This window comes from Streptomyces sp. NPDC037083 (assembly GCF_055606485.1).
In genome coordinates this window covers 227427-253128 of record NZ_JBVJSQ010000004.1, presented here as the reverse complement: position 1 = coordinate 253128, position 25702 = coordinate 227427, and the positions used below count along the sequence as shown (strand labels likewise).

20 protein-coding genes and 2 pseudogenes are annotated in these 25702 nt (G+C 72.7%); 5 read left to right on the top strand and 17 right to left on the bottom strand.

Annotated elements, in window-relative coordinates; translation table 11 throughout:
• Positions 1-375 precede the first annotated feature (375 nt).
• Together ACZ7DE_RS13235 and ACZ7DE_RS13230 are read right to left on the bottom strand one after the other, a co-directional pair.
• A complete protein-coding gene (locus ACZ7DE_RS13235; protein WP_470760506.1) occupies positions 376-1743 on the bottom strand; it encodes a chloride channel protein in 1368 nt (455 codons plus the stop codon).
• An 824-nt stretch (positions 1744-2567) separates the two neighbouring features.
• A complete protein-coding gene (locus tag ACZ7DE_RS13230) occupies positions 2568-3041 on the bottom strand; it encodes a MarR family winged helix-turn-helix transcriptional regulator (RefSeq protein WP_470760504.1) in 474 nt (157 codons plus the stop codon).
• Positions 3042-3115: 74 nt separating this feature from the next.
• Between ACZ7DE_RS13230 and ACZ7DE_RS13225 the strand changes: the two genes are divergently transcribed.
• Positions 3116-3484: a cupin domain-containing protein gene (locus ACZ7DE_RS13225; RefSeq protein ID WP_470760502.1), complete on the top strand. Its 369-nt coding sequence runs from the start codon at positions 3116-3118 to the stop codon at positions 3482-3484.
• 169 nt (positions 3485-3653) lie between these two features.
• Here ACZ7DE_RS13225 and ACZ7DE_RS13220 read toward each other — a convergent pair whose 3' ends face one another.
• From ACZ7DE_RS13220 to ACZ7DE_RS13200, 5 genes are all read right to left on the bottom strand, one after another.
• Complete coding sequence (locus tag ACZ7DE_RS13220; RefSeq protein WP_470760500.1) at positions 3654-5252, bottom strand: SWIM zinc finger family protein; 1599 nt, start codon at positions 5250-5252, stop codon at positions 3654-3656.
• Positions 5253-6157: 905 nt separating this feature from the next.
• Complete coding sequence (locus tag ACZ7DE_RS13215; RefSeq protein ID WP_470760498.1) at positions 6158-9001, bottom strand: DEAD/DEAH box helicase; 2844 nt, start codon at positions 8999-9001, stop codon at positions 6158-6160.
• A 178-nt stretch (positions 9002-9179) separates the two neighbouring features.
• Positions 9180-9773 (bottom strand): sugar kinase, encoded by a 594-nt coding sequence (locus ACZ7DE_RS13210; protein ID WP_470760496.1) that lies wholly within the window; start codon positions 9771-9773, stop codon positions 9180-9182.
• Positions 9774-9841: 68 nt separating this feature from the next.
• Positions 9842-10990, bottom strand: coding sequence for an ROK family glucokinase (locus ACZ7DE_RS13205; protein ID WP_190147474.1), 1149 nt, complete (start codon positions 10988-10990; stop codon positions 9842-9844).
• A gap of 388 nt (positions 10991-11378) precedes the next feature.
• Positions 11379-12116, bottom strand: coding sequence for a GntR family transcriptional regulator (locus tag ACZ7DE_RS13200; RefSeq protein WP_470761083.1), 738 nt, complete (start codon positions 12114-12116; stop codon positions 11379-11381).
• A 129-nt stretch (positions 12117-12245) separates the two neighbouring features.
• Between ACZ7DE_RS13200 and ACZ7DE_RS13195 the strand changes: the two genes are divergently transcribed.
• Positions 12246-13256: a Gfo/Idh/MocA family protein gene (locus ACZ7DE_RS13195; protein ID WP_470760494.1), complete on the top strand. Its 1011-nt coding sequence runs from the start codon at positions 12246-12248 to the stop codon at positions 13254-13256.
• A 263-nt stretch (positions 13257-13519) separates the two neighbouring features.
• Here ACZ7DE_RS13195 and ACZ7DE_RS13190 read toward each other — a convergent pair.
• The 6 genes and pseudogenes from ACZ7DE_RS13190 to ACZ7DE_RS13165 form a co-directional block, all read right to left on the bottom strand.
• Positions 13520-14435, bottom strand: a pseudogene (locus tag ACZ7DE_RS13190) (transposase); the annotation flags it as partial.
• A gap of 183 nt (positions 14436-14618) precedes the next feature.
• Positions 14619-15431: a phosphatase PAP2 family protein gene (locus tag ACZ7DE_RS13185; protein WP_470760492.1), complete on the bottom strand. Its 813-nt coding sequence runs from the start codon at positions 15429-15431 to the stop codon at positions 14619-14621.
• 192 nt (positions 15432-15623) lie between these two features.
• Complete coding sequence (locus tag ACZ7DE_RS13180; RefSeq protein WP_470760490.1) at positions 15624-16580, bottom strand: hypothetical protein; 957 nt, start codon at positions 16578-16580, stop codon at positions 15624-15626.
• Entirely contained in the window at positions 16577-16918 is a 342-nt protein-coding gene (locus tag ACZ7DE_RS13175; protein ID WP_402274076.1) for a PadR family transcriptional regulator, read from the bottom strand. The genes ACZ7DE_RS13180 and ACZ7DE_RS13175 overlap by 4 nt, the downstream gene beginning before the upstream one ends.
• A 414-nt stretch (positions 16919-17332) precedes the next feature.
• The gene (locus ACZ7DE_RS13170) at positions 17333-18046 is read right to left on the bottom strand and encodes a response regulator transcription factor (RefSeq protein ID WP_470760488.1); all 714 of its coding nucleotides are present in this window, start codon (positions 18044-18046) and stop codon (positions 17333-17335) included.
• A 227-nt stretch (positions 18047-18273) separates the two neighbouring features.
• Positions 18274-19527 carry a sensor histidine kinase gene (locus tag ACZ7DE_RS13165; protein ID WP_470760486.1) on the bottom strand — a complete coding sequence of 418 codons (1254 nt, stop codon included), beginning with the start codon at positions 19525-19527 and terminating at the stop codon, positions 18274-18276.
• Positions 19528-19728: 201 nt separating this feature from the next.
• Between ACZ7DE_RS13165 and ACZ7DE_RS13160 the strand changes: the two genes are divergently transcribed.
• Together ACZ7DE_RS13160 and ACZ7DE_RS13155 are read left to right on the top strand one after the other, a co-directional pair.
• Positions 19729-19929 carry a hypothetical protein gene (locus ACZ7DE_RS13160; RefSeq protein ID WP_470760484.1) on the top strand — a complete coding sequence of 67 codons (201 nt, stop codon included), beginning with the start codon at positions 19729-19731 and terminating at the stop codon, positions 19927-19929.
• A gap of 177 nt (positions 19930-20106) precedes the next feature.
• Positions 20107-20502, top strand: coding sequence for a guanyl-specific ribonuclease (locus ACZ7DE_RS13155; protein WP_470760482.1), 396 nt, complete (start codon positions 20107-20109; stop codon positions 20500-20502).
• A 167-nt stretch (positions 20503-20669) separates the two neighbouring features.
• Here the strand turns inward: ACZ7DE_RS13155 and ACZ7DE_RS13150 are convergent, their stop codons facing one another.
• Complete coding sequence (locus ACZ7DE_RS13150) at positions 20670-21443, bottom strand: TioE family transcriptional regulator (RefSeq protein ID WP_470760480.1); 774 nt, start codon at positions 21441-21443, stop codon at positions 20670-20672.
• A 58-nt stretch (positions 21444-21501) separates the two neighbouring features.
• Here ACZ7DE_RS13150 and ACZ7DE_RS13145 point away from each other — a divergent pair, with 58 nt between their 5' ends.
• On the top strand, positions 21502-22707 hold the full coding sequence (locus ACZ7DE_RS13145; protein ID WP_470760478.1) for an erythromycin esterase family protein: 1206 nt from the start codon (positions 21502-21504) through the stop codon (positions 22705-22707).
• Positions 22708-22803: 96 nt separating this feature from the next.
• Here ACZ7DE_RS13145 and ACZ7DE_RS13140 read toward each other — a convergent pair.
• From ACZ7DE_RS13140 to alc, 3 genes and pseudogenes are all read right to left on the bottom strand, one after another.
• Positions 22804-23421, bottom strand: a pseudogene (locus ACZ7DE_RS13140) (dihydrofolate reductase family protein); the annotation flags it as partial.
• Positions 23422-23495: 74 nt separating this feature from the next.
• Complete coding sequence (locus ACZ7DE_RS13135; RefSeq protein ID WP_470760476.1) at positions 23496-24317, bottom strand: AIM24 family protein; 822 nt, start codon at positions 24315-24317, stop codon at positions 23496-23498.
• 203 nt (positions 24318-24520) lie between these two features.
• Entirely contained in the window at positions 24521-25636 is a 1116-nt protein-coding gene (gene alc / locus ACZ7DE_RS13130) for an allantoicase (RefSeq protein WP_470760474.1), read from the bottom strand.
• Positions 25637-25702 lie beyond the last annotated feature (66 nt).

The window sequence follows — 25702 nt, the reverse complement described above, 5'->3', positions numbered from 1 at the left end:
CAACCACGGCCTGGTGGGCGATCTGCAGACCACCGCCCTGGTGTCAGCAGTGCCGGCGGCTGCGGCGCCGCGCAGCTCGTCGTGCCGCCGCGGGGGCGCAGCGCCGGCCGAAGACGACGGTCACGTCCGCAACGGGCGCACACCGAGCGGGCCACGCCCGACGCACCGTAACCGGGCCCCCGGGGCCATGCGGCCCGGGCAGCTTGCTTGCTGAGACGGGCGTGCGGGTACGGCGAGCCGGGGGGCATATGAGACGGATCCGGAACCTCCCACTCGCGATGGGGCGCCGATAGTGTCTCTGACCAGCCGATCTTGCGATGGCGGGCGTTGGCCTCCAGCGCGAGGTTACGAGCTGGGGACCGCACCCCTGGCAGCTCAGCCGCCCCGCGGCCCGGCTGCGTCCTGCTCGGTGGCGGGTGCGGTGGTCGGCGATGGGGTCAGCCTGAGCGTGAGGACGTAGGAGACCACTACCGCCACGATCACCAGCGGCATGACGGTAAGCCCCTCCTGGCCCAGAAGCAGGGTGGCCAGCAGCAAGGAGGTCATGGGCAACTTGAGCATCGCCACCGACATCGCACCCACGCCCATCGCGAGCCCAGCAGTCACTCCGAGGCCGGGCAGGTGGGAGAGTGCGATGCCTCCGGCTGCGCCCACGAACATGGCGGGGAACACCGGGCCACCACGGAACGCTGCCATGGACACGCAGTACGCCACTGCCTTGCAGGCGACGAGCACCACGAGGGCGCCTGCCGAATACCGCGCGTTCGCGGTGAGAAGGGGACCGAGGGCGCTCTGTCCCGAGTACAGGACTCCCGAAGCCGTGTGGCCGGTCCACTCAGCGTAGAGCAGGGCGATCACACCGACGACGACGCCCGCGAGGACGGTGGCCGTCAGCCGTCGCGGTTCGACCAGTCTCAGCAAGCTGAGGGCGAGCCACCGGATCCCGACGCCGAGCAGAGCCGCAGCCACCCCGATCAGGAGCGCCCAGCCGAACTCGGCGGCGTCCGGCCTGGTGGCATGGGGGACGTTCGGCAGGGTCAGCGAGTAGGTGCCAAGGCCGGTCCACGAGCCCAGGCCGGTGAAGATGAGCGCACCAATGCCGGAGGCAAGCAGTCCGGGTACCAGGATGGCGCCGAGCATCGGTCCGCCCAGGCCGGACATTTCCATGAGCAGGAATGCTCCGAGCAGCGGTGAGCCGAGCAGGGTACTGATCGCGGCGAAGCTCCCGGAGGCTCCCACGACGCCGGTTGCCTGCTTCGGGAACGACTTCCGCGTCAGTCGCAGCACGGCCACGGCGAGGCCGCTGCCCAGGGCGATGAGCGGGGCTTCCGGCCCGATGACGGCTCCGAGGCCGAGTGAGGCCAGCGCGGCGAGCGCCACGCCAGGCAGATTGACTGTCGGGGTCGGGCCCGAGGCTACGAATCCACGGGCCGGCTCGTGTCCACCGTTGCCGGGGAGGTATCGGACGATCGGGCCGACGAGGAGCCCGGCCACGGCCAGCAGCGGTACGGGCCACCAGCTGGGCGTGCCATGGAAGCCGAGGGCCCTGGGCAGGTCGGTGTAGGTGAGCGACTGGAGCTTGTCGACGAGTGCGAGAAAGCCGAAGGCCGCCGCCGAGATCGGGACGCCGACGACCGCCGCGATCAGGAGGAGAACCGCGTAACCGCGGCTGCGGACGAGTGAGATCGGGTCGGCTGCAGGGGGCTGTCCGTCAGGCTTGATCGGACGGCTCGGAGGAGTCATGCCGAGGCCTCCGACCTGCGCGCGTCACAGCAGGATTCAGCCATGAGTCCGGAGCTGGGGCAGCCGGCCATGATCGTCGCGGCGCCTCGGTAGAACCGGAACAATGGGCACTCACTGGGCCGAAAGGGATCGGTACGAGTTCCGGGATCCGGCGGGCGGGCCGCTCCTCCGGAACCCGCAAGGGTCCGGAACGCTCCTCCTACGGTTCGTACTCTGCGTGGCTGGGCCGGGAAAAACAGCGACGAGCGCCCCCGCCACCAGTGCGCCCCATCCTTGAGAGCGGCGTGCCCCGCCGTGTGTGGAGCAGCGGCTGTCCTCTGCGACATCACTACCCTCCGGGTCAATGGACGCTGATCCGTGATCGCCCTGGGGTGGTGACTACTTCAGGAGACGATCAGGGCACACAGCGCGGACTCTGCTCCCGCCCAAGCGCTCACCCTCAAGACCGATCATGATGGCCGGTGCCCGATTCGGCATCACGGCATATCCGTGCCGAGGAGCGCGTCGGTAGGGCCGGGCGAGCTGAAGGTGTGGGCGGCTCGTCGTATCGCCTTGTGAGGTCGACCGCTCATAGTCCCTTCCTTCCGATGGCCGACCACCCTCGGCGGGAGTGCAGGAGGACCAGGGTGTTTCCTGGCTCAGGCAGTGGTGTGCCGTGGCGCCCGACAAAGTCACACCCGCCGCGTCGTCCCGGTGATCTGGGTGTCACTGTCACCGGACAGAAGGTCGCTGTCGGGGGGCGGCATCAGCTGATCCTTGCCTTCTTCCGTGACCGGATCGAGGCGGCCGGGCCGAGGCATCCCGTCCGAGCGGCCGTGGAACCGTCACCAGACGGGGCGCAGCGGCGGGATGTCGGCGCCGGCCAGCGCCCGGACGACCGCGGCCAGCTCGGCCCGCGGCATGGCGAGTCCCTTGCGCTGGAGCCGCGTCCCCAGCTCCGCCTCGAGCTCGCGCAGGATGCCCCCCGCCACGACGAGGTGTTTGAGGGCCTGCTCGGTCAGCACCACCAACTTGCGCCGCCCGCCCGCCGGATGGGGACGCCGTTCCACGTAACCGCCCTTCTCCAGCTCGTCGACGAGCTGGCCGGCGGCCTGTTTGGTGACTCCGAGCCGTTCGGCCAGCTCCGTGCTCGTGAGCCCGGGGCCGTAGAGCGCCTGGAACGCCAAGCCGTGCATGGGGCGCAGGTCGTCGTAGCCGGCGGCGTCGAGTCTGCGCACGAACTCGGAGATCACCAGCTGGAACGCCATGCCCAGGAGGTAACTCAGCTCGGCTCGCTCGAGGGGGTCGTCGGTCTCCATCCGCCCATGTTGACACAGGTGAGTACAGCGGCTTTACTCGCTGCGAGTAAAGCAACTTTATTCAGGGGGCAGACATGTATGTGGTGACCGAGACCGACGCACGCACGACCCGCAGTGCCGCGGCGGCCATGTTCGGCCTGGCCGCGCCCAGTCAGGGCAGCAAGGAACTCAGTACGTGGCGGGTCGAGATGGCCTCCGGCAACGCGACCCCCGTGCACTCGATCGACCGCGAGCAGGTCTGGACGCTGCTCTCCGGTGCCTTCGAGGTGACCGTCGACGGCGAGACCGAGACGGTGAGGGCCGGCCAGGCCGTCATCCTCCCGGGCGGCGCCACCCGCCGGCTCCAGGCGCTCGAGGGCACGCAGGCCCTCGTCGCCATGGCGGTCGGCGGGCAGGCGGTCGCCCCTGACGGCGGGAGGATCCAGCTGCCCTGGGCCTTGTGAGCAGGGCGGCGATGCGGGGGCCGCCGTACCGGTGGGCGCAGTACCGGTGAGTGCTGGACAGGTACTGCGCCGGTGCGGTGAGCGCCGGTGCGGTGCCTTCTCGCAATGCCTTACAGCGGTGCTTTGCTGCGCTGCCTTCCCGCGGGGTGCTCAGCGCGGGAAGGCAGGATCAGAATTCGTCGGGGCCGCCCAGGCCCGTGAGCGCGCCCACCGGGTCGGGGTCGGGGGTGCCGCGGGGCCACCAGTCGTCGTGGCCCGGTTCCGACTCGTACGCGTACCACAGCCCGTCCCGCCCGAGGCGGAGTTGGACGTGGCCGCGAGGGTGGGTGAGATGGTTGCGACGGGGCCGGAAGGCCGGCAGGTCGGCGGCGAGGAGAAGTGGACGGGCCCGGTCGAAGCGTCCGGCAGGCGGATCCCAGGACTCCTCCAGGACGATCAACCCGTCCGGTCCGCCCTGCCGCCAGGCGGCCACCGCGCGCGCCAGCTCGGACGGCGTGCGGCCGGCGGCGGAGGCGAGCGAGGCGTAGAGGGAACGGGTGGCGGCGGTGAGCCCGGAACCCGGCCGGGACGCGGCGAGCCGTACGGCGTCCTGCCAGAGGGTCAGTTCCCCGATCTCGTCGTGGCCGGTGACCAGCAGGGCGTGCGCACGGGCGGCCGCGTCGGTGGCGAGGTGGTCCAGCGCGAAGGAGTCGGGACCGTTCGGGGCGGACGGGTACGCCGGGGGCTGCTCGGGGTGCGCGGGCACGGGCAACGGAGCGGGAAGAGGCGGGAGTCGGCGCTCGGCCAGCGCCTCCGCGGCCCGTACACCCGGCAGGGGCTCCGGCTGCTGCTCCTGCGCGGCGCGGGCCGCGCGGGTGGCGTTACGACGGGACAGCGCGTCCAGCACCTCGCGCTCGCCCCTGCCTCGCAGCAGGAGCAGCACGAAGGGGTCGGCGTCCAGGAGACGCGCGGTCTGGTAGCAGAGGGCTGCCGCGTGCTTGCAGGGGTGACCGCGGTCGGGACAGCTGCAGTGCGGCTCGAGGTCCCCGGGTCCGGGCAGCAGCGGCACCCCGCAGTCGGCGAGGGACTCGGGCATCTCCTTGTCGAGCAGCGCCGCGATGTGTCCGGGGCGCTCCACGGCGGCGTCCAGAAAGCGCTCCCAGTCGTCGTCCCCGAGTGTGCGCAGCCGGACCTGCACCCGGTAGGGGCGAGGGCGGCTGCCCTGCACGTACGCCAGGACGAGCCCGGGCGTGACCGTGATCGCGTCCACGTTTCCCTGCTCGGCGTAACCGCGCCCGCGCGCCAGCCGCTTGACGTCCAGGGCGCCTTCTTCGAGCGCGGTGACCCAGGCGTTGCCCCACCAGGTCTCGGCGAAGGAACCGCCGGTGCGGGGCGGGAACGCGGGGAAGGTGCGGCGGTGGTCGCCGTCCCGGGAGGGGGCGGCCATGGAGCGACGGGCGGTCCGGGGCGACTCGGCGGCCTGAGCGGGTCGCGGTGCGCTGTCCCCCGCGACCGACGAAGCCACGCTCGGCTCGCCGACCTGATCCTGCGGCGGTGCGCTGTCCCCCACGACCGACGCGGCCGAAGAGTCCGCGTTCGCCTCGGTGGACCAACGGGGCGCGAACGCCTCGGCGCCGGAAGAGTCCGCGTCCGCACCAGTGGGCCAGGGGGACGCGTCTGCCTCGTCGGCGAGTGGTGACGAGTCTCCTTCCGAGGTCGCCCCGGCGTTCCCCTCGGTGTCGGGGACGGCCGTCTCCCCGGACGGCATCCGGAACGCGCCGGCGAGCATCTCCCTCACCGCACGGGCCCGTTCACCGGCGACGGGGTCGGGGGTGCTGACTCCCGGTCGCCGGTCTTCGGCGGGGCGGGTGTCGGGGTGGGGGCGAGAACGAGGGCGCGGGCCTTTGCGCGCCGCGGTCTCCTGACCGGCCCGCTCCCCCGAGTCGGCCTGATCCTGCCGCGCCTGCGCGCGGGCCGCTCGCAGCGCCTCGCGGGCGACGTCCCCGGGGCGCGACCCGGTCGGGGCCGTCGTCCCGGTCGGGATGTGCGGGGAGTCCGCCCCTTCGGATGCCGGTGCCGTCGGCGACGCCGGTGAGCCGTCCGCTGCCTCAGCGGCAGCCGACTCGGGGCTGGGAGCGGCCGGTGAGGTCTCCGACCCGGGGGGCGTGGGGGCCGCGGGAGCCACCCTCGTCACGGGAGGCGTGGCGGCCGCGGGAGGCACGGTCGTCACGGGAGGCGTGGCGGCCGCGGACGGCGGGTTCGGCGCGCGCCGCAGGGCCGCGCGGGCGGCGTCGGCCGGTCGGGGTGCGGGCTCACCCGGCTCCCCCGGATCCCCCGGCCGGTCCTCGGGCCGCTGCGAGCTTTCCGGTGAGGGCCCTTCGGCCGACTCCGGCCGGTACGGCCCCACCGGCGGCTGCCCCTGCGGCTGCCGCGGAGTCGGTTCATGGGTCGGGGTCCGTGGCGGCTTGGGCCTCTGCGCCCGCGTCGGCGGCTGCCTGAGCGGCTGTTCCTGCCTGCGTTCCCGAGCCGCCCTCAGCGCACGGCGTGCTTCGTCCGCCGGGCTGGAGCCCTGCTCCTGGCCCACCTCACCTGTCCCGGCCCCATCCGTGCCGGTCTCGTCCGGGCTCGCGTCGGCGGGGGCGGTCTCGGCCGGGTTCTTCTGCTCGTCGCGCCGCTCGTCGTCCGTCGCCGCCATCACGTCTCCCTGCGCAGCCTGACCAGGTCGGACAGTTCACGGTCCGTGAGTTCGGTGAGGGCCGACTCGCCGGAGCCGAGGATCGCGTCGGCCAGCGCGCGCTTGACCTGGAGCATCTCGGCGATGCGGTCCTCGACCGTGCCCTCGGTGATGAGGCGGTGCACCTGGACCGGCTGGGTCTGGCCGATGCGGTAGGCGCGGTCGGTGGCCTGCTCCTCCACCGCCGGGTTCCACCAGCGGTCGAAGTGGACGACGTGCCCGGCGCGGGTGAGGTTGAGGCCCGTGCCCGCGGCCTTCAGGGAGAGGACGAGGACCGGGGTCGCGCCGCTCTGGAAGCGGTCCACCATGCGTTCCCGCTCCGGCACCGGAGTTCCGCCGTGCAGCAGTTCGGCCGGAACCGCGCGGGCGGCCAGGTGGGCGCTGATCAGGCGGGCCATGCCGACGTACTGCGTGAAGACGAGCGCCGACCCGTCCTCGGCGAGGAGGGTGTCCAGCAGTTCGTCCAGCAGGGCGAGTTTTCCGGAGCGGGCGGCCAGGGCGTCCCCCACGGAGGCGCCCTCCTCCTTGAGGTAGAGCGCGGGGTGGTCGCAGATCTGCTTCAGCGCGCCCAGGAGCTTCAGCACCAGGCCACGGCGGGCGATGCCGTCCGCCGTCTCGATGGCCAGCAGGGACTCGCGCACCACCGCCTCGTACAGCGCCGCCTGTTCACGGGTGAGCGGGACGGGGTGATCGGTCTCCGTCTTGGGCGGCAGCTCGGGCACGATGCCGGGGTCGGACTTCTTGCGGCGCAGGAGGAACGGGCGCACCAGGCGGGCGAGGCGCTCCACCGCCTGGTCGTCCTCGCCGTTCTCCACCGCGCGCGCGTGCCGGGCGCGGAAGCACTTCAGGGGGCCGAGGAGTCCCGGAGTCGTCCAGTCGAGCAGGGCCCAGAGCTCCGAGAGGTTGTTCTCGACGGGAGTGCCGGTCAGAGCCACGCGCGCGGGGGTCGGGATGGTGCGCAGGGCCTTCGCGGTCGCCGAGTAGGGGTTCTTCACGTGCTGGGCCTCGTCCGCGACGACCATGCCCCAGGGTCGGTCGGCCAGGGCCGGGGCGGCCGAGCGCATCGTGCCGTACGTGGTGAGGACGAAGCCGCCGGGCAGGTCCGCCAGACTGCGGTCGGCGCCGTGGAAGCGGCGGACGGGGACGCCGGGCGCGAAGCGGTTGATCTCGCGCTGCCAGTTGCCCAGCAGGGAGGCCGGGCAGACCACCAGGGTCGGCTCGGTGCGGGAGCGCTTCAGGTGCAGGGCGATGACGGTGATCGTCTTGCCGAGGCCCATGTCGTCGGCGAGGCAGCCGCCGAGCCCGAGGGACGTCATCAGGTCCAGCCAGGCCAGGCCGCGCAGTTGGTAGTCGCGAAGAGTGGCGTGCAGGCCGGCGGGCGGTTCGGCCGGGTGCACCCCGGTGGTGAGACGGTCGCGCAGGGCGGCCAGGGCTCCCACGGGAACCGCCTCGACGCTCTCGCCGTCGACCTCGGCGGTGCCGCTGAGGGCCACGGACAGGGCGTCGACCGGGTCCAGCAGGCCCAGTTCGCGCTTGCGGGCCTTGCGCACCAGCGCCGGGTCGACCAGGACCCACTGGTCGCGGAGCCGGACCACCGGGCGGTGGGCCTCCGCCAGCATGTCCATCTCGGCCTCGCTGAGCGGGTCGCCGCCCAGCGCCAGCTGCCAGCGGAACTGCAGCAGGTCCTCGCTCTCGAAGAAGCCGGTGCCGTCGGTCGCCGAGCCGGGCGCCGGCCGCACCACGGCGGCAGCGCTGAGGTCCTGCGCCAGGTCCCTCGGCCAGTGCACGGCCACCCCGGCCGCCGCCAGCCGGGTGGCCGCCACGCCGAGCAGATCGTTCAGTTCGTCCTCGGACAGGGCCAGGACGTCCGGGGCGTCCTGTTCGGCGAGCCGGGCGAGCGGCGGCCAGACGCGGGCCGCGCGCCGGACGGCGAGGGCGGCGTCCACGCGGGCGCGTGCGCCGAAGGCGGCGTCGGCCTCGCCCGCCCACAGGGCAGCCGCGTCGGTCACCAGGGTGGGGTCGGCGAGGCTGTGCACCTGGACGATCGCGGCGCCGGCGCCACGCGCCCGCCCGCCGTCGTCGGACACGTCGAACATGTCGTACGCGGACAGGTCGAGGCGGAGCGAGATCCGCACGCCCGCGTCCATGCCGGCGGCGACCTCGGCGGCCCAGTCGTGCGCGCCCGGCAGCCGTTGGGGCCGACGGTCCGCGAACGGCTTTCCGCACGCGTGCGGCGCGGCGGGCGTGCGGGGCAGGGTGTCCGCGACGGCGTCCAGGAAGGACCGCATCAGGGCTTCCGGCTTCGGCAGCCGGAGCGGGCCCGCGCCCGGGAGCGGCACGGCGTGGCCCTCGTACGGGAGCGCGGCGGCGACCGCGCGCAGGTGTGCGACGTCCTCCGGATCCAGGGGGCCGGCCCGCCACGCGTCGTGCCCGGTGGGCGTCAGGCCGGGCAGCAGGCGGCCGCGGGCGGTGAGCCGCAGCGCGTGCAGGGCGGCCGCGCCCCAGCAGGCGGTGGCCGGGTGGGCGGCGGGGTCGCGGCGGGCGCGCACCAGCAGCGGGAGCGCCGCGTCGAGGGGCAGGGACAGGGCGGGGGTCTGCCCGCTGCGGATCGAGGAGCCGTGGCGACGGACGACGGTGAGCTCCGTGCGCTCCGCGCCCTTCGTGGCGGGCAGCGTGCCGTCCGCCGGGTCCCAGAAGGCGACGCGGCCCTCACGCGGGAGAGGCGCGGGCAGGAAGACGGCGGCGAGCCGCACGGAGACGGCTTCGGCCTCCGCCGGCGTCGTGCCGTCGAGCAGGGCGCTCATGCCGTGTGTCCACCTCCCGCCCGTGTGTCGGATCAGTCGTCTCCGACTCTACGGGCGGGGTCCGACAATCGGCCCCGGCGGCCTGCCGGACCTGGGCGCCGGGGCCCCGGCCGCCTTCCGGTTCCCCGGTTCCGTCAACCGGGCGGAGCCGGGCCCGGTCAGGTCAGGTCAGGTCAGGTCAAGGGACGGTGCGCGAGACGACGTAGACGAAGGGGTAGGTCGCGTTGCCCGTGTTCACCACGACGTCCAGCGTGGGGTCGGGGTTCTTCTGCGCGCGCACGAGGCCGAAGTAGTCGCCGGGGCGGGAGCCGGGCCCGGTGAACTTCCAGCCGGTGATCTGCTGGTCGCGGGCGCTGATGGCGATGTCGCCCTTCTTCAGATCGGCCCGGCTGACGCCGATGTCCGCGAGGAACTGGTCGAGGCCGGTGTGCGTGGTCTGGAACTGCGCGTACAGCCGGCTGGTCTTCCAGTTGTTCGTCTCGTAGTAGGCGACCTGGTTCGACGGGTGCGGGATCGGCACCTGGTACAGCCGGCGCTGCACCTTCGACGGCCAGCCCTCGGTCAGGCCGGTGGCCGAGTACTTCGCCTCCTTGTCCTTGCCGCTGTCGCGGCTCTGGTTGGCGGAGATCACCAGGTAGCCGGCCGGGACGCCGATGAGCAGAACGATGATCAACAAGGTGAGCGCCCTGCGGCGGATCACGTGCCGACGGTCCTCCGACGGGCTCGACGGCTCGTCGGGAGACGCGGCCTGATGGGGCAGCGAGGGTGTCATACGGCGTCCGAGGTCGTGCGGGGCGGTCCGGCGGTCGTGCCGGGGCCGGGGCGGGTCGACAGGGCCGGTCAGGCCGTGTCCTGGGTACGGCGGGCCGCCTCGGTGAACCGTTCGAAACGCTCGAAGCGTTCCACACGGCGGCGCTTGGCGCGCCGGAACCGGCGGGCGACCAGGCGGGCCAGGTCGGCGGCCCCGACCATGCCGGCCTCGGGGCCGAGCTGCGCGCGGACGATCCGCGCCTCGGGACGGTAGCCGCGCCCGGTGAGCTGGCGCTTGAAGGCGTCGCGCGCGGGGCTGATCAGCAGGTCGTCGGCGGCCGAGACACCGCCGCCGATCACGAAGCAGGACGGGTCGAGGGCGGCGGCCAGGTTGGCGATGCCGACGCCGAGCCACTGACCGATGTCCTGCAGCAGCTCGATGCACATGGCGTCGCCCTCGCGGGCCAGCTCGGTGATCATCGGGCCGGTGATGTCGCCGATGTTCCCCTTGACGTGCTCGATGATCCCGTAGGCCACCGGCGAGTCGGCGGCGGCCAGCTCGCGCGCCTCCCTGACCAGCGCGTTGCCCGAGCTGTACTGCTCCCAGCAGCCGCGGTTGCCGCACGGGCAACGGTGGCCGCCGGGCACGACCTGCATATGGCCGAACTCTCCGGCGACGCCGTACTTGCCGCGCTTGACCTGGCCGTCCTCCAGGATCGCGCCGCCGATGCCGGTACCGAGCGTGATCATGACGAGGTGGTCCTCGCCGCGGCCCGCGCCGAAACGCCATTCGGCCCAGGCGGCGGTGTTGGCGTCGTTGTCCACCAGGACGGGCACCGAGAGCCGGCCGGAGAGACGGTCGCGCAGCGGCTCGTTGCGCCAGGACAGGTGGGGTGCGAACAGGACGCGGTTGCGGTCGGCGTCGACCCAGCCGGCCGCGCCGATGCCCACGGCGTGCACGTCGTGCCGGTCGGACAGGTCCAGGACGAGCTCGGCGATGGTGTCCTCGACGACCTTCGGGCTCTTGGACTTGTCCGGGGTTTCCGTGCGGAGCTTCTCCAGGATGTTGCCGTCGGCGTCGACCACGCCCGCCATCACCTTGGTGCCGCCGATGTCGATGCCGACCGTCGGCACGCGGGGCGCGGTGAGGTGCGAGCGGCGCTCCCTCGTGCCCACCGTGCGAAGTGCGGGGGCGCGGCGGGAGCCGATGGGGGCGCTGAAGTTGCCGTAGGTGCTCATCGCCGCCGATTCTGCCTCACCCTCGTGCCCGGTGCCGAGCGGGGCGTGGCCCGCATGGCGAAGCCGCAGATCGGCGCCGCTCCTGCCCTGCCGCGGTGCGGCCGGGGCGCTCCCACCGCACGGCGAGGCCTGCGCGCTCCCTCGCGGGTCGCGGATCGGCACGATGTCCGGCCGCTTTGTCCGGACAATGCGACCCATGTGGAAAGCCCGCGTCAAGGCCTCGAATGCGCCCGGGTCTCCCGCTGCCCCTCAAAGGCCGTCAAGGACTTCCGGGACCACGGGGCAGGAGCCAGGAGTCAGGGGCCAGGGACCAGGAGCCAGGAGCCAGGAGCCAGGGACCACGGACCAGGGCCCGGGGACCAGGGGGCCCGGAGCGAGGGGACAGAGCTCAAGGGCGCACGAGCAGCTGGAACTCGAAGGAGTAGCGGCTCGGCCGGTAGATGTGGTCGCCGAACTCGACCGCCCGGCCGGTGTCGTCGAACGTGGTGCGCTGCATGGTCAGCAGCGGGGCGCCCTCGTCCTCGGCGAGCCGCTCGGCCTCCGCGGCGGTGGCGGCGCGCGCGCCGATCGACTGCCGGGCGCTGTGCAGGGTGATCCCGGCGGCTCGCATCAGGCGGTACAGGCCGGTCGCCTGCAGCTGGTCGGTGTCCAGGTCGAGCAGCCCGGACGGCAGGTGGTTGCACAGGAAGGCCATCGGCTCGCCGTGCGCCAGCCGCAGCCGCTCCACCCGGTGGACGTCGCTGCCCTCGGCCACCCCGAGCGCGGCCGCGACCTCGGGGGACGCCGGTACCACCGTGTTGACCAGGACCGTCGTCGCCGGACGCTGCCCGGCCGACTCCAGATCGTCGTAGAGGCTGCTGAGTTCCAGCGGGCGCTTGACCTGGCTGTGCACGACCTGTGTGCCGACGCCGCGCCGGCGCACCAGCAGGCCCTTGTCGACGAGGGACTGGATCGCCTGGCGGACGGTGGGTCGGGACAGGCCGAGCCGTGCCGCCAGCTCGATCTCGTTGCCCAGCAGACTGCCGGGAGTGAGCGATCCGTGCTCGATCGCGGCCTCCAGCTGCTGGGCCAGCTGGAAGTACAACGGCACCGGAGAGCTTCGGTCCACACGTAGTTCTAGCTGCACAGTCGGGTCCACTTCTGGTTTCGGCACGGCCCGAGCGTAGCTCCGCGACCGGTTGACGGGAAGTTGTGTAGTTCGGTTGTCCGGACATACGCATTGACATCGTGCGGCCTGCGACGCCACTTTTGTTTCATGCGCATCGGGGTCATCGGGACGGGCCGCATAGGCACCATTCATGCGAACACACTCAGCCGTCACCGCGAGGTCGGATCCCTGATCCTGACGGACGCGGACCCCGCGCGGGCCCAGGAGCTCGCGCTGCGGCTGGGCGAGACGGCCGCCCCAGGGGTGGACGAGATCTTCCGTTGGGGCGTGGACGCCGTGGTGATCACGACGGCGACCTCGGCCCACGCCGAACTGATCGGTCGGGCAGCACGCTCGGGCCTGCCGGTCTTCTGCGAGAAGCCGATCGCCCTGGACCTGGCCGGGACCTTACAGGCGATCGCCGAGGTCGAAGCCGCTGGAACGATCCTTCAGATGGGCTTCCAGCGCCGCTTCGACGCGGGGTACACGGGAGCCCGGGAGGCGGTGCGCTCGGGGCGGCTCGGGCGGCTGCACACGGTCCGGGCGCTGACGTCCGACCAGTCGGCGCCGCCGGCCGCCTGGCTGCCGGTGTCCGGCGGGATCTACCGGGACGCGCTCGTTCACGACTTCGACTGTCTGCGCTGGGTGACCGGGCGGGAAGTGGCGGACGTCTATGCCGCCGGGTCCGACGCCGGGCCCTCGATGTTCCGTGAGGCGGGGGACGTGGACACGGCGGCCGCGCTGCTCACCCTCGACGACGGCGCCCTCGCCACGGCGACCGCGACGCGGCTGAACGGAGCCGGCTACGACGTCCGGATGGAACTGGCAGGGGAACTCGACCAGATCGTCGTCGGGCTGGACGACCGCACGCCGATCGCGTCCACCGAGCCCACCGGGCCGCCCGCCGCGGACAAGCCGTGGTCGGGGTTCCTGGAGCGCTTCGGGCCAGCCTACGAGGCCGAGCTGAACGCCTTCGTGGACGTCGTCCGGGGCACCCGCGCCAACCCCTGTGACGGCCGCGAGGCCCTCCAGGCCCTGCGGATCGCGGAGGCCTGCGAGGTGTCCCGGCGCGAACGCAGAGCGGTCGCCCTCGCCGAGATCCCGGCGGCGACGGGATGAGCGCACACTCCGACAGAGACAGGTGAACACCCCGGCGCCCCTCGCCTCCCCACTTCTCCCCTTCCCGCCTCCCCGTCTTTCCGCCTCCCCGGGTCCCGGCTCCTCGCCTTCCCCACTCCTCGTCTTCCCGCCTCCCCGGTCCCGGCTCCTCGCCTCCCAGCCCCCCTCGTTCCATCGGCCCCCGGCACACGGCTCCCGGCACACGCAACGACTGCTCCGCCGGCTGGCTAGTGCCGCATCAGGCAACGTTCGCCCTGTCGACGAGCCGCGGCCCAGGTGCCGACCCGCTGGCACTTCTTCGTGGTCAGGTGCGGGGAGAAGTTGTCGCAGACGATCGCGATACGGTCCTTGTCCGGGTAGAGGGTGCGCGGGTAGCGGCAGAACTCCAGGAACTGCGTCCGCCGCTCGACCGGCTTGATGTGGCCGTAGAGCTTGTCCTTGGCCAGGTCCAGGGCGGCGAACAGGTGCCGTACTCCGCCGAGCGGTTGTAGGTCGCCCGCCGCCTGCGGCGCGGCTCACGGTCGGGGTTTTTGTGCTTGCCGCCGCGCTCGGCCCACTGCTTCCCGGGGTGGGGCATGAGGTTGAGCGGGCCGAACTCGTCCATGCCGAAGATGACTTCGGGCTCGTCTTCCTCGGGCAGGACCTCCCCGTCGGCGATCGTGTAGAGGTGCTCGACGCGGGCCTTCCCGGCCGCGTAGTCCGGGTCGCGGGAGGTCTTCCAGGCCTTCAGGCGTTGAAAGGAGACGCCTTCCTTGCGGAGCAGATGCGGAGGCCCTCGTGGCAGATGTCGTCGATCACCCCCTCTGCGACCAGGAAGTCCGCCGGCTTGGACAGACTCCAGGTGGAAAAGGGCAGGTCGTGCTCAGTCGGCTTGGACTTCGCGAGCTTCTTGATCTCGCGGCGCTCGGGCAGCGTGAACGCCCTGGGCCGCCCGCCCTTGTATTTCGGGTAGAGCGAGTCGAAGTCGTCGGTGTCGAAGTTGTGGATCACATCGCGGACCCGGTCGTCGCTGGTGAACGACATTTCGGCGATCTTCGCCAGGGGCATCCTCTGCGCGGACAGCAGAACCGTCTGGGCCCGCCGCCAGGTCACCACCGACCCGGTGCCCCTGCGGATAGTCCGCAGCAGCCGCCGGCCCTGGTCATCGTCGATCTCCCGGACCTGCACCCGTTCAGCCACGTGATCATTCTGGCCGTCAGGTTGCCGCGCAGGGCGACACCGGCCTGTTGACCGGACTACGGGAGGACGCGCCGGGCGGTAGCGCATCCCCGCTCGGGCGTCGACGGCTTCTACGACTGGGCGGTGGCGTCGGACGCCGCTTTGCCAGGATGCGCCGGTTCCCGCCCGGAGCCGGCCGGGTGGTCAGTCCAGGGCGGGGCGTGTGCGGCGTGCGGTGTGTGCGGGCCGCCCGACTGCGGCGTACCAGACCAGGGCCGCACATATGAAGCCCGTCGCCGCGGAGACCAGTGACCTTGTGAGGGTGTCGTTCCGTGCGCCGGAAACGAGGGCTACGGCCAGTGCCGGCATCAGGGTGATGACGGGCAGCGCACGGGGGCTCCGCGTGCCGCCCGGCGCGGCGGACGGCGGCAGCAGCCAGGTTGCGAGGCCGTAACAGGCACACGCCAACAGTGTGGCCCCCAGCACTTCGCTGGGCCGGTGGCCGCCGTTGGTCGCGCTGTAGGCGGCGATGCAGGCGAGCCACAGCACACCGGCCATGGCGACGTAGGGGCGGATGCGGGGGGAGACCACGAGGACGGCGGCGAGAGTCAGCGCGGCGGGGATGGCAGTGTGCCCGCTGGGGAAACCCTGATCAAGGAGATTCTCCGGCGCGCCCACCAGATCGGGGCGGGGCAGCGTCGATTTGAGCACCTCCTTGCCTCCGGTCGTGAAAATGACGACCCCGAGCGCCGCGCACCCCGGCCACCAGCACCGCCGCATCAGGGTGAGGACCACGATGACGGCCAGGCCCACCATCAGGGTGGGCTTGGCACTCAATTCCAGCGGCGGCAGGGGCGTCGAGCCGTAGGCCGATCCTGACAGGGGGTAGATCCATGCTTCCTCGCCGCCCTGTTTACCGAGACCAAACAGGGCGTTCTCAGCTCGTTGCCCCCACGGGGTGCAGATGGCGAGCAGATAGACCGTCAGAAACCCCAGGGTGTACAGCAGAGCCGGCATCCACGGCCGTGTCGTACGCGACGGGCTGGGGGCGTCGGGGGCCTGCCTTGAGGCCCCCGGACGGTGCGCGGGCAGGGTCGGAGAATCGTGCTGAGTCATCGATCTGTTTCTTCCGTTGAGGGGGGTTCGGCACGCACGTCTTGCGGCACGACGTGGGCCGCCGGGCTCGGCCGGCCCACCGGGGGTCCGCTCCTATTCGGCGAGTTCCTGCGCCTGTCGGTTCTGTGCGGTCAACGCCAGGGCGGGGAGGGGCGCGATCAGCAGGAGGAGAACGACCAGGTCCGGAAAGGACTGCATGAACGCGTCCGGCTGGACGACGATCGCCTGTGTGCGGACGATCGCGACCGCCGCGACGGGGATCAGCCACCGGTGGTCGCCGGTGGCGGCCGTCGCCACCCACGCGCCGAGCAGCGCGGCGACCTCGAGGACGAACAAGCCGCGCTGGAAAGCCGGACTGACAGAGATGATGTGCAGGCCCCCGGCCATGAACATGGCGAGCACGAGGGGGGCCAGCCAACGGTACGAGCGGCGTCGCAGACGGCTGGGTCGGCAGAGCGCCAGCACGGCGCACGCAGCGCACAGGGTCCCCGAGAGCGCCAGGTCACGGGCCGTTATCGGGGCCCCAAGACCGTAGTAGCTCAAGCCCGCCTTGCCCTCGTCGCCGAAGAGGGTGCGGCCGTGGGACGTAGCGCCGGCCCAGATCATGGCTCCCGCGACCGGCAGCGCGATCCACGCTCTGCCACGCAGCAGAGCGATCAGGCAGCCCAGCGGGAGCAGCCCGTAGGGCAGCAGCCTTATCCGCGTGGGACCTCCGGCCCACGGATACCAGCCGGAGAAGTGGAAGGCGATGGCGTGCTGTCCGGGGTCGATGCGCAGTGCCCAGTGCCACACATCCTGCAAGTACGGAACCAGCGCCAGCGCGGCGAGGGCCAGGGCGGCCAGATGGATGCCGTCCAGCCACCACGGCCGGGTGGTGTCGTCAACGGTGGCACGGGCGCGGGCCTGCACCCCGGCGCGCACCAAGGCGGCAACTTCCCGCGGCGGGGGCCAGGAGCGGCCGGGATATGCCTCGGTCAGGCAGGCCAGCAACTCCCTGCCCTGCCGGGAACGGTAGGACTCGGGATAGGCCGCAAGCAGCAGACGATTCATGCCGGGGCCGCTCCGGCATCCCGCACGCGTCCGATGACGACGGCCGCCGCCTGCTGCATCCGCAGCGCTTCCCGGCCGAGCGCCTCGGTGCCGTCCTCGGTGAGCCGGTAGTAGCGCCGCGCTCGCCCGTCCACGATCTCCTCATGGCCGGCGGCCACCAGCCCGGCCCGCTCCATCCGATCCAGCGTGCCGTAGAGCGTGGCGACAGCTATCCGGAGACGCCCGTCGGTGGCTTGCTCGGCCGCCTTGATGATGCCGTAACCGTGCAACGGGCCATCCATGAGCGCAGCGAGGATGAAGTACTGCGGTTCCGTCAAGGGCGGGTTCCGTCTGGTCATGCATCGAGTATATATCGAGGTACGAAATATATCTGCCAATCCTCAACCTCCAGCCCCACCCCGGGCGGCAGTGGACCGAACGCGGCGGCCGCCACAAGGACCCGCTCGAGAACCGAGGCTCCGCCGGCGGGCGACCTACACCCGCCCGCACGGGGTCCGGCACCTGGTCGCCGCCCATGACGCCAAGGGCAAGCTCCACGGGGCCACATCAAGCCGAGGAAGAAGCGGACCAGGTTCCTGGAGTTCTGCCGTTCCCTGCGCAGCCGCTACCCGCCCGAGATCCGCATCGCGATCGTGCTCGACGACTTGAGCAGGGCAGCTTGATCCGTCGCTACATCATCCGGTGAAACAAGCACGCCGCCGACGAACGCCTCCGCGAGCTCGTGAACAGGGCGAACGTTGCCTGATGCGGCACTAGTGACCGCCGCGCCCCCGCCCCTCGTCCGCCGTGCCGTCCGCGTCGTCCGCCTCCTCCAGGAGTCCGGCGTCGTAGGCCAGCAGCGCGATCTGCACGCGGTTGTTGAGGCCGAGCTTGGCCAGCACCCGGGACACATGGGCCTTGACGGTGGCCACGCTCATGAACAGGCCGGCGGCGATGTCCGCGTTGGACAGGCCCCGGCCGACCGCGACGGCCACCTCACGTTCTCGTTCGCCGAGGGCCGCGAGCCGCACGCGCGCGTGGGCGCGCCGGGTGTCGGCGGCCGTGCCGGCCGCGTGGTCCATCAGCTGCCGGGTGACGGCGGGCGACAGGACCGGGTCACCGGCCGCCACGCGGCGCACGGCCTCGATGATCTCGGCAGGCGGGGTGTCCTTGAGGACGAACCCGGCCGCGCCGGCGCGCAGCGCCCGCAGCACCTGTTCGTCGGCGTGGAAGGTGGTGAGCACCACGACCTGCGGGGCGTCCTCGCGCCCGCGCAGTCGCTCCGTGGCGGCGATCCCGTCCACGGCCGGCATCCGGATGTCCATCAGGACGACATCGGGGCGGGTGCGCTCCACGAGCCCCTCGACCTCGCCTCCGTCGGCGGCCTCGCCGACGATCTCGATGTCGTGGGCGCCCCCCATCATGAAGGCCAGACCGGCCCGCACCAGGGGATCGTCGTCGACGAGGAGGAGTCTGATCGCAGTCATGGCCCTTACGTAATCACGGTTGCGGTAAGCGAGTTGCCGTACCGGACGGCCCTCCGACGAGACGGCCGGGGGGGACGGCCGGGGCGGGTCGTGGCCGTCGGCGTGGGGGCGGGCCCGCGACGGCCGTGCGGCAGGGGCCGCGGACGCCTCGCCGTGCGTGTGCCGGGCGCCGTCGCCACCGGGGCCAGGCCGGGCAGAAGCCCAAGTCGTCGGCCGGGCAGGGGCGTTCACCTCCATGGCAGCCACGCCCGCACCTCGAAGCCCCCGTCCTCGCGCGGCCCGTGTTCCAGGCGTCCGCCGGCCAGCGTCGCTCGTTCGGTCAGGCCGATCAAGCCCTGTCCGGAGCCGGGGACGGGCGACGGCTCGCCCTCCGGGGCCGGATTGCGCACGGTCACCGCGAGGCCCTCGCCGGGTCCGCCCGCGACGGTGACGGCGGTCTCCGCGCCCGGGGCGTGCTTGCGGGCGTTGGTGAGGCCCTCCTGGACGATGCGAAAGGCGGTGCGGCCGACGGAGGCGGGAACGGCCCCGGCGTCGGTGACGCGCTGGTCGAGGGTGACCTTCATGCCGGCCTCGCGGGACTCGGCGACCAGCGTGTCCAGGGCGGCCAGCGTCGGCTGGGGGCGTCCCGCGTCGTCGGGTTCGGCGGCCCGCAGGACGCCGATGATCTCGCGCAGGTCCTGGAGGGCCTCGTGGGCGCTCTCGCGGATCACGCCGGCCGCCCGGGCGATCTCCTCGCGGGGCGCGTCGGGGCGGAACTCCAGCGCGCCCGCGTGCACGCTGAGCAGGGTGAGACGGTGGGCGAGCACGTCGTGCATCTCGCGGGCGATGGCCTCGCGGGCCAGCCGCTGGGCCTGCTCGGCGCGCAGCACGGCCTCGGTCTCGGCGCGGCCGGCGCGGTCGCGCAGACTCAGGATGAGCTGCCGCTTGGAGCGGACGAACATGCCCCAGCCGATGGCGGTGACGATGAACAGCACGCTCCACGCCACCGAGGGCCCGTACGCCAGGGTGGGGTCGGGGCGCGCCCACGCGAGCACCGGGATCAGGACGATCTCGGCGCCGCCCACCCAGGCGATGTACCGGAACGGCCGGTGCACGGCGAGGCTGAAGAGAGCGACCGTGCAGGCGCCGGCCGAGGTCGTCGACAGAAAGCCGAGCGGCACCATCGTGACCGCCAGGGCGAGGGGCCACCGGCGGCGCACCCAGACCGCCGCGCAGGCGAGCGCGCCCAGCAACTGGTCGGCCACGGCGAAGGCGAGCGGCAGGTCGCGCTCGCCGGGGAAGGAGTCCGCCACGGCAAGACCGACGCCCACCGCCAGAAGGAAGCAGGAGAAGTCCACGGCCCAGTCGCGCGCGGTGCGCCGGGGCGGCCGTCCCGGGCTTTCGGCGTCCGGGTCCAGTCCCGCGGCCACGGCGGACGGCAGCAGCCACCGGCGTCCGGTGGACCAGGGCGCCGCCCGCACGGCGTCGTCGTCAGCCCTCATGAGCGACAAATCTACGCAGCGCGGGGCCACCCCACCTCGTCGTGGACGCGATCCCCGACGAAGGGGACGCGACGACCGACCGAAGTCGAGCGGGGGCCGACTTTCGGCCCGTCCGGACAGGCGGGTCGCAGCCTTCGGTAGGGCGGGTCCGGCCCCGCGGCCGATGGCGCGCTCGGGACCGGTGCGGCGAGAGTGGCGGACATGAAGGAACTGCTGGAGGTACTCGGCTTTCTGGCGCTCGTGCAGGGCGTGCTGGGCCTGGTGCACGAGTTCTCCGACTGGCACCTGGGGCTCGTGCAGAAGCTCGGCTTCCTCGACGGCTACGAGGTGTACGCCAGCGTCGCCCTCGTCGTGCTCGCGTTCGCCCTGTTCGCCGCGGCGGAAAGCCGGAAACCCGACTGAGCGCAGGAGCCGCGGGGACCGGGCGTACGCCGGCGCCGTCGACCCCGACGGGGACGTGCAGACCTCGTGGAGCCTTCGCGCGCCAGGTTAACTTCCCGAAAACTCATCGGACGTGACGGGAGAATCCACTGGACTTGTCATTGACATGCCACTGTCTACGCGCGTCATCATGAGGCCATGCGATTCCCCCCACGCGCACCACGTGTCGGCGCCTCCGTGGCGCTCCTGTCCGCCTTCCTGGTGGGCGGGGCCGTCTCCGCCCCCACGGCGGACGCGGCTGCCGACGCGGTCGGCAGCATCTGCTACGGCGACCTGCCCTCCCAGGCGCACGACACCCTGGACCTGATCGACCAGGGCGGCCCCTTCCCCTACGACCAGGACGGCGTCGTGTTCCAGAACCGCGAGGACGCCCTGCCCGCGCGGTCCTCCGGCTACTACCACGAGTACACCGTCATCACGCCGGGCTCCTCCACCCGCGGCGCACGCCGCATCGTCACCGGTGAGGAGTCCCGGGAGGACTACTACACCTCCGACCACTACGCCACGTTCGACCTCGTCGACTTCGGCTGCTGAGTCCCCCCACGGACCAGTCCGAGGAAGGGCGCGTTCCCGGCACGGCTCTTCGCCGGGGGCGCTCCCGGTGAAGAAGAGCGCCTCACCCCGCGTCCCCCCACATCGACACCGGGCGCGGGGTGAGGCCCCTCCCACGCGCCGTTCCACGCGCCCTGATCCCGCGCCCGTCATCCGCGCTCGCGCAGGTACGCCTCCAGCTCGGCCGCCCCGGACAGCATCGCCCGGCCGCGGGCGGACACCCGGGCTCGCCAGTCGAGCAGCGCGGCCTCCAGCGGCTCGGGGCCGCCGGCCTCCCTCACCCGGGCGAGCAGCGGGGCGATCTGCTCGAGCAGGTAGCCGCCCCGCCGGAGCTGGTGGGCCAGCCGGGCGTCCCGCACGTCGGCCCGGTCGTAGACGCGATAGCCGGTGCGTGCGTCGCGGCGCGGGCGCACCAGCCCGGCGCGCTCCCAGGTGCGCAGCGTCGCGGGACGGATCCCGAGCTCCCCCGCCAGCCGTCCGATGAACCGGCCGGCGGGCCCGGCGCCGGTGTCGGCGTCACCCCCGGGCGCGGGCCGGGGGGCCGACCCGGCGGCCGACCCGGCCCCGGGGACGGTCGCCAGGTCGCGCAGGGCCCTCTCCACCGCCTCGAGGGTCCGCCGGTCGTCGCGGAGCTGGACATGGCTGTCGTCGAGGAGCCGGAACGCCTCGTCGACGGCGCCCTCGTTGACCGCCCGCATGATCGCCGTCGCCGTCCGGTGACCGTGGCCGGGCACCAGGGCCAGGAACGCGCGCAGGGCGCCCGCGTGCAACGAGGTGTAGGTGCGGTAGCCGTGGGGCGTTCGGCCCGCGGCCGGAAGGATGCCGGCCTGCTCGTAGTTCCTGACGGCCTGTGTGGACAGACCGTGCCCGCGGGCCAGGTCGATCGGCCTGAGCCGTGCGCCACTTTGAAGGTTCGACCCCATGGACCTGCCGCAATCGCGTGAAAGTTTCAACCGGGACTTCAACGATACCGTTCAATGCATGGCCACTGACATCGAAGACACGGCCCATGCCGTCGACGCCGCCGCCGTCATGGGACTGCTCCCCGCTCCGCCGCGGCTGCTCGCACTGGGCGAGCCCACCCATGGCCAGAACGCTCTGCTCGAACTGCGCAACGACGTCTTCCGACAGCTCGTCGAGCAGGAGGGCTACCGCACGATCGCGATCGAGAGCGACTGCGTGAGGGGTCTGCTCGTGGACGACTACGTCACCTCGGGAACGGGCAGCCTCGACGACGTCATGGAGCGCGGCTTCAGCCACGGCTGGTTCAACGCGTCCGCGCCCAACCGCGAGCTGGTGCGCTGGATGCGCGCGTACAACGAGGACCGGCCCGCGTCCGAGCGACTGCGCTTCGCCGGTTTCGACGGCCCGCTGGAGATGACCGGCGCGGCGAGCCCCCGGCAGACCCTGACCGCACTCCACGGCTACCTGTCGGCCCGGGTGGACGCGGACCTGCTTCCCTGCACCGAGGAGACCCTCGACAGCCTGCTGGCCGACGACGACCGGTGGACCGATCCCGCCGCGATGACGGATCCGGGCGAGTCCGTGGGGCGATCGGCGCAGGCCACGGAGCTGCGGCTGCTCGCCGACGATCTGGTGGCGCTGCTCGACGCGCAGACGCCGCACCTGATCGCGGCGACCTCCTGGGAGGAGTGGGACCGGGCGCGCCTGTACGGGCGCACCGCGACCGGCCTGCTGCGCTACCACTACTGGATGGCCGACGCCTCACCCGCCCGCATGACGCGGCTGTGCGCGCTGCGGGACTCGATGATGGCCGACAACCTCCTCGCCGTCGCCGCCCGGGGCCCGGCACTCGTCCACGCCCACAACTCCCACCTGCAGCGGGAGAAGAGCACGATGCAGATGTGGCAGGGGCCGGTGGAGTGGTGGAGCGCCGGTGCGCTGGTGAGCGCCCGGCTCGGCGCCGAGTACGCCTTCCTGGCCACGGCCCTCGGCACGATCCGGCACCAGGGGGTGGACACGCCGCCGCCGGACACCGTCGAAGGGCTCCTGTACGCGCTCCCGCGGGACCGCTGCGTCGTCGACGCCCGGCGACTGGCCGCCGCCCTCGGCGGCACGCGGCCCGCGACCCGCGTCTCCCCCTGGTTCGGCTACGCCCCGCTCGACCCGGCCCACCTGGCCGCGAACGACGGGATCGTCTTCGTCAAGGACGTCCCGCAGGCCTAGAGCCTTTCGTGGCGCGGATGTTCCGGCGGGCCGGGGGCACGGCGGCCCCGGCCCGGCCGGGGAGGCGGTTCCGGCAGGCGGCGGCTGGCCGTCGTCCGGGAGCGCGTAGGAGCCGTAGCGCGGACGGCCGTCGAGGTCGTACGTCTGCACGGGGACGCCCGAGGCGGTGATCAGCCCGCTCCTGTGACGGAACGCCGTGGGCAGCGCGCCCTCGGCGAAGAGCCGCAGGCCCGAGCCCCAGTACGACCGGAAAGGTCAGCAGGTGGACGGTGTCCACGAGGTCGTGCGCGAACAGCGACTGGGCCAGGGCACCGCTGCCGTGGACCTGCAGTTCGCCGTCGGTGCGTTCCTTGAGGTCGGTGACCTCCTTGGCGAGGTCGTCGCCGCCGATCGCGTCGGAGCCCTCCCCGGCGGGGTCGCTGAGGGTCCGTGAGACCACGTGCTTGGGCAGCCCGTTCAGCTTGGCGGCGACCGGATCGGCCGGATCGGTGATCCGGCCAGTACCCGGCGAAGATGTCGCAGGTGCGGCGGCCGAGGAGGAACGCGCCGACGTCGTCGAAGACCCCCGGAGACGAACCGCCCGAAGTCCTTGTCGCCGTACGGAAAGCTCCAGCCGCCCTGCTCGAAGCCGCCCCGGGTGTCCTCGTCGGGGCCGCCGGGGGCCTGGTAGACGCCGTCGAGGGTGACGAAGACGGTGTGGACGAGCTTGCCCATGGCACGTGCCTGCTTTCCGGAAGCGGGTCTGCCGACATCACCTCGGACCCCGCCGGTGCCCGCAACTCATCGGGTCAGCCCGCGTTCGTGGAGAACAGCCCACCCGTCGGCCCCTGCTTGTCGCCGCCCTGAGCCTTCTTCAGGGCGTTGGCGAGGCTCTCGATGGTCAGGGACTGCAGGATGACGCGGCCGCTGCCCTCCAGAGTGGCCAGCGACAGGCCCTCGCCGCCGAACACGGCGTTCATGATCCCCTGACGGTCGAGACCGCCGACCCGCTGGACGCCGTACCGGATGCCCTCCTCGAAGGCGACGACGCAGCCGGTGTCGACCTCGATGCGGCCGCCGAAGTCGGCCGGGTCGAGGTCGATGAAGTTGCCGGCGCCGGCGATGATCACCGTGCCGCGACCGGTGAACTTCTCCAGGACGAAGCCCTCACCGCCCTTCATTCCGGTGCGGCCGCCCTGGAAGGCGATGCCGAAGTCGACGGTGGACTCGGCGGCCACGAAGGCGTCCTTCTCGGCGAACCACGCGCGCGTGCCGTCGAGCTCCAGCGCCCGCATCTCTCCGGGGAGCACGCCGGCGAAGCCGACCGTGCCCTCGCCGCCCTGGGCGGTGAAGTACTGGAACGCCAGCGACTCGCCGGCGAGGGCACGCTGGCCGACCTGCATGGCCGTGCCCATGGCCTGGCGCAGCATGCCGCCCATGCCGCCGCCGGCCCCGCCGCCCTGCGGCTGCTGACCGCCGCCGCCCGACGGACCGCCCAGGCGGGTCTCCATGGTCACGTTGACCGTCTTGAACAGGAACTTTCCGGCCTCGCAGTACACCGTCTGGCCGGGCTGCAGGCTGACGACCGCCATCTGCATGGCGTTGCCGACGATCTCTTGCTGAAGGGTCACACGAGAAGAACGCGCCAGGCGGAGGAAAGAGTTCCGCAAACCCGCGGCCGTGCGCCCGGACGGTCTCGGCGGTCCCGCATCCGGCGGGCGCCGCGTACGTCACCGGCGCCGAGTACACCGTGGACGGCGGGCACTCGGCGGGAGGGACGGGCCGGGGGCCCTGACCGGGGGTTTTCCCGGGAGACCCGGCGCGGACGGCGGACTCAGCCGCCCAGTTCCTGATGGCGGGCGGTCAGCGCCGCCGTGCCCGCCTCGGTGAGGGAGCCGAACAGGCGCAGCCGGGAGATGCCGCCGTCGGGGTAGATGTCCACGCGCGCGTGCGTGCCGACGGCGGGGGCCGGCAGCACGAAGCGGTGGTTGGTGTCGGGCTGCAGGCGGGTGCGCGGGAGGATCTGCGTCCACTCGCCGTCCTCGCCGTCCCTGACCGACACCGATGCCCAGCCGGCGCTGTTGCCCTTCAGATACGCCGTGTCGATCTCGAGCGCGCGGATCTGGGCCTGGGCCGTCAGGCGGTAGCGGATCCAGTCGTTTCCCTGGTCGCGGCGGCGGCGGGTCTCCCAGCCGTCGTCCATCTTGCGGGAGCGGCCCGGCGCGATGGTGTTGGAGGCCGGGGAGTAGAAGAGGTTGGACGCGTCCTCGGCCCGGCCGCCGTTCTCCAGGGCGACGACGTCGAAGGCGCCGAGCACCGCCAGCCACTCGGGATCGGGGACGACCTCGCCGTGCACGCGCAGCCGGGCGATGCCGCCGTCGGGATGCTGGTTGACCCGCAGGTGCGTGAAGCGCTGCTCCACCGACACCGGGAACCCGTTCGCCGCGTGGCCGCCGACCGGCGTGCGCGGGACGAGCGTCGTCCACTTCACGTGGTCGCCGAGGAGGTCCTCGGGGGCCGGGCAGCCGGGCACGCAGGCCCCCTCGACCGACACCGCCTGCGGGTAGTTGCCGCGGAAGTGGGCCGTGTCGACGACGATGCCCCGGATCACCCCGGGCGCGCCGAGGCGTACGAGCGCCCAGTCGTGGTCCTCGGGGGCGGGCCACGGGTGGTCGGCGTCGACGCCGCGACGGCGGCGCGTCTCCCAGCCGTCCATGATCTTGCCCTTGTGCCCGAAGTGCTCCGGGTCGAACGCGGCCGGCCCGGGCAGCAGCAGGTTCTCCCGCTGGGCGAAGAACTCGTCGTTGGCGGCGACGACCGCGGCGCCGAGCCGGCGGTCGGCGAGGTCGGTGTACGCGGTGAAGGGGAACTCGGCGGTGCGGTAGTCCGCGTACGGGTCGCCGCCGCCGTAGGGGTTCGCGTCGCCGGTGAAGCTGCGTATCGCCGTCACGGTGATCAGGTCTGCCTTTCGGAGGTCGGCCGGTGCGGATGCGGGTGCGGGACGTCGCGGCGCGGC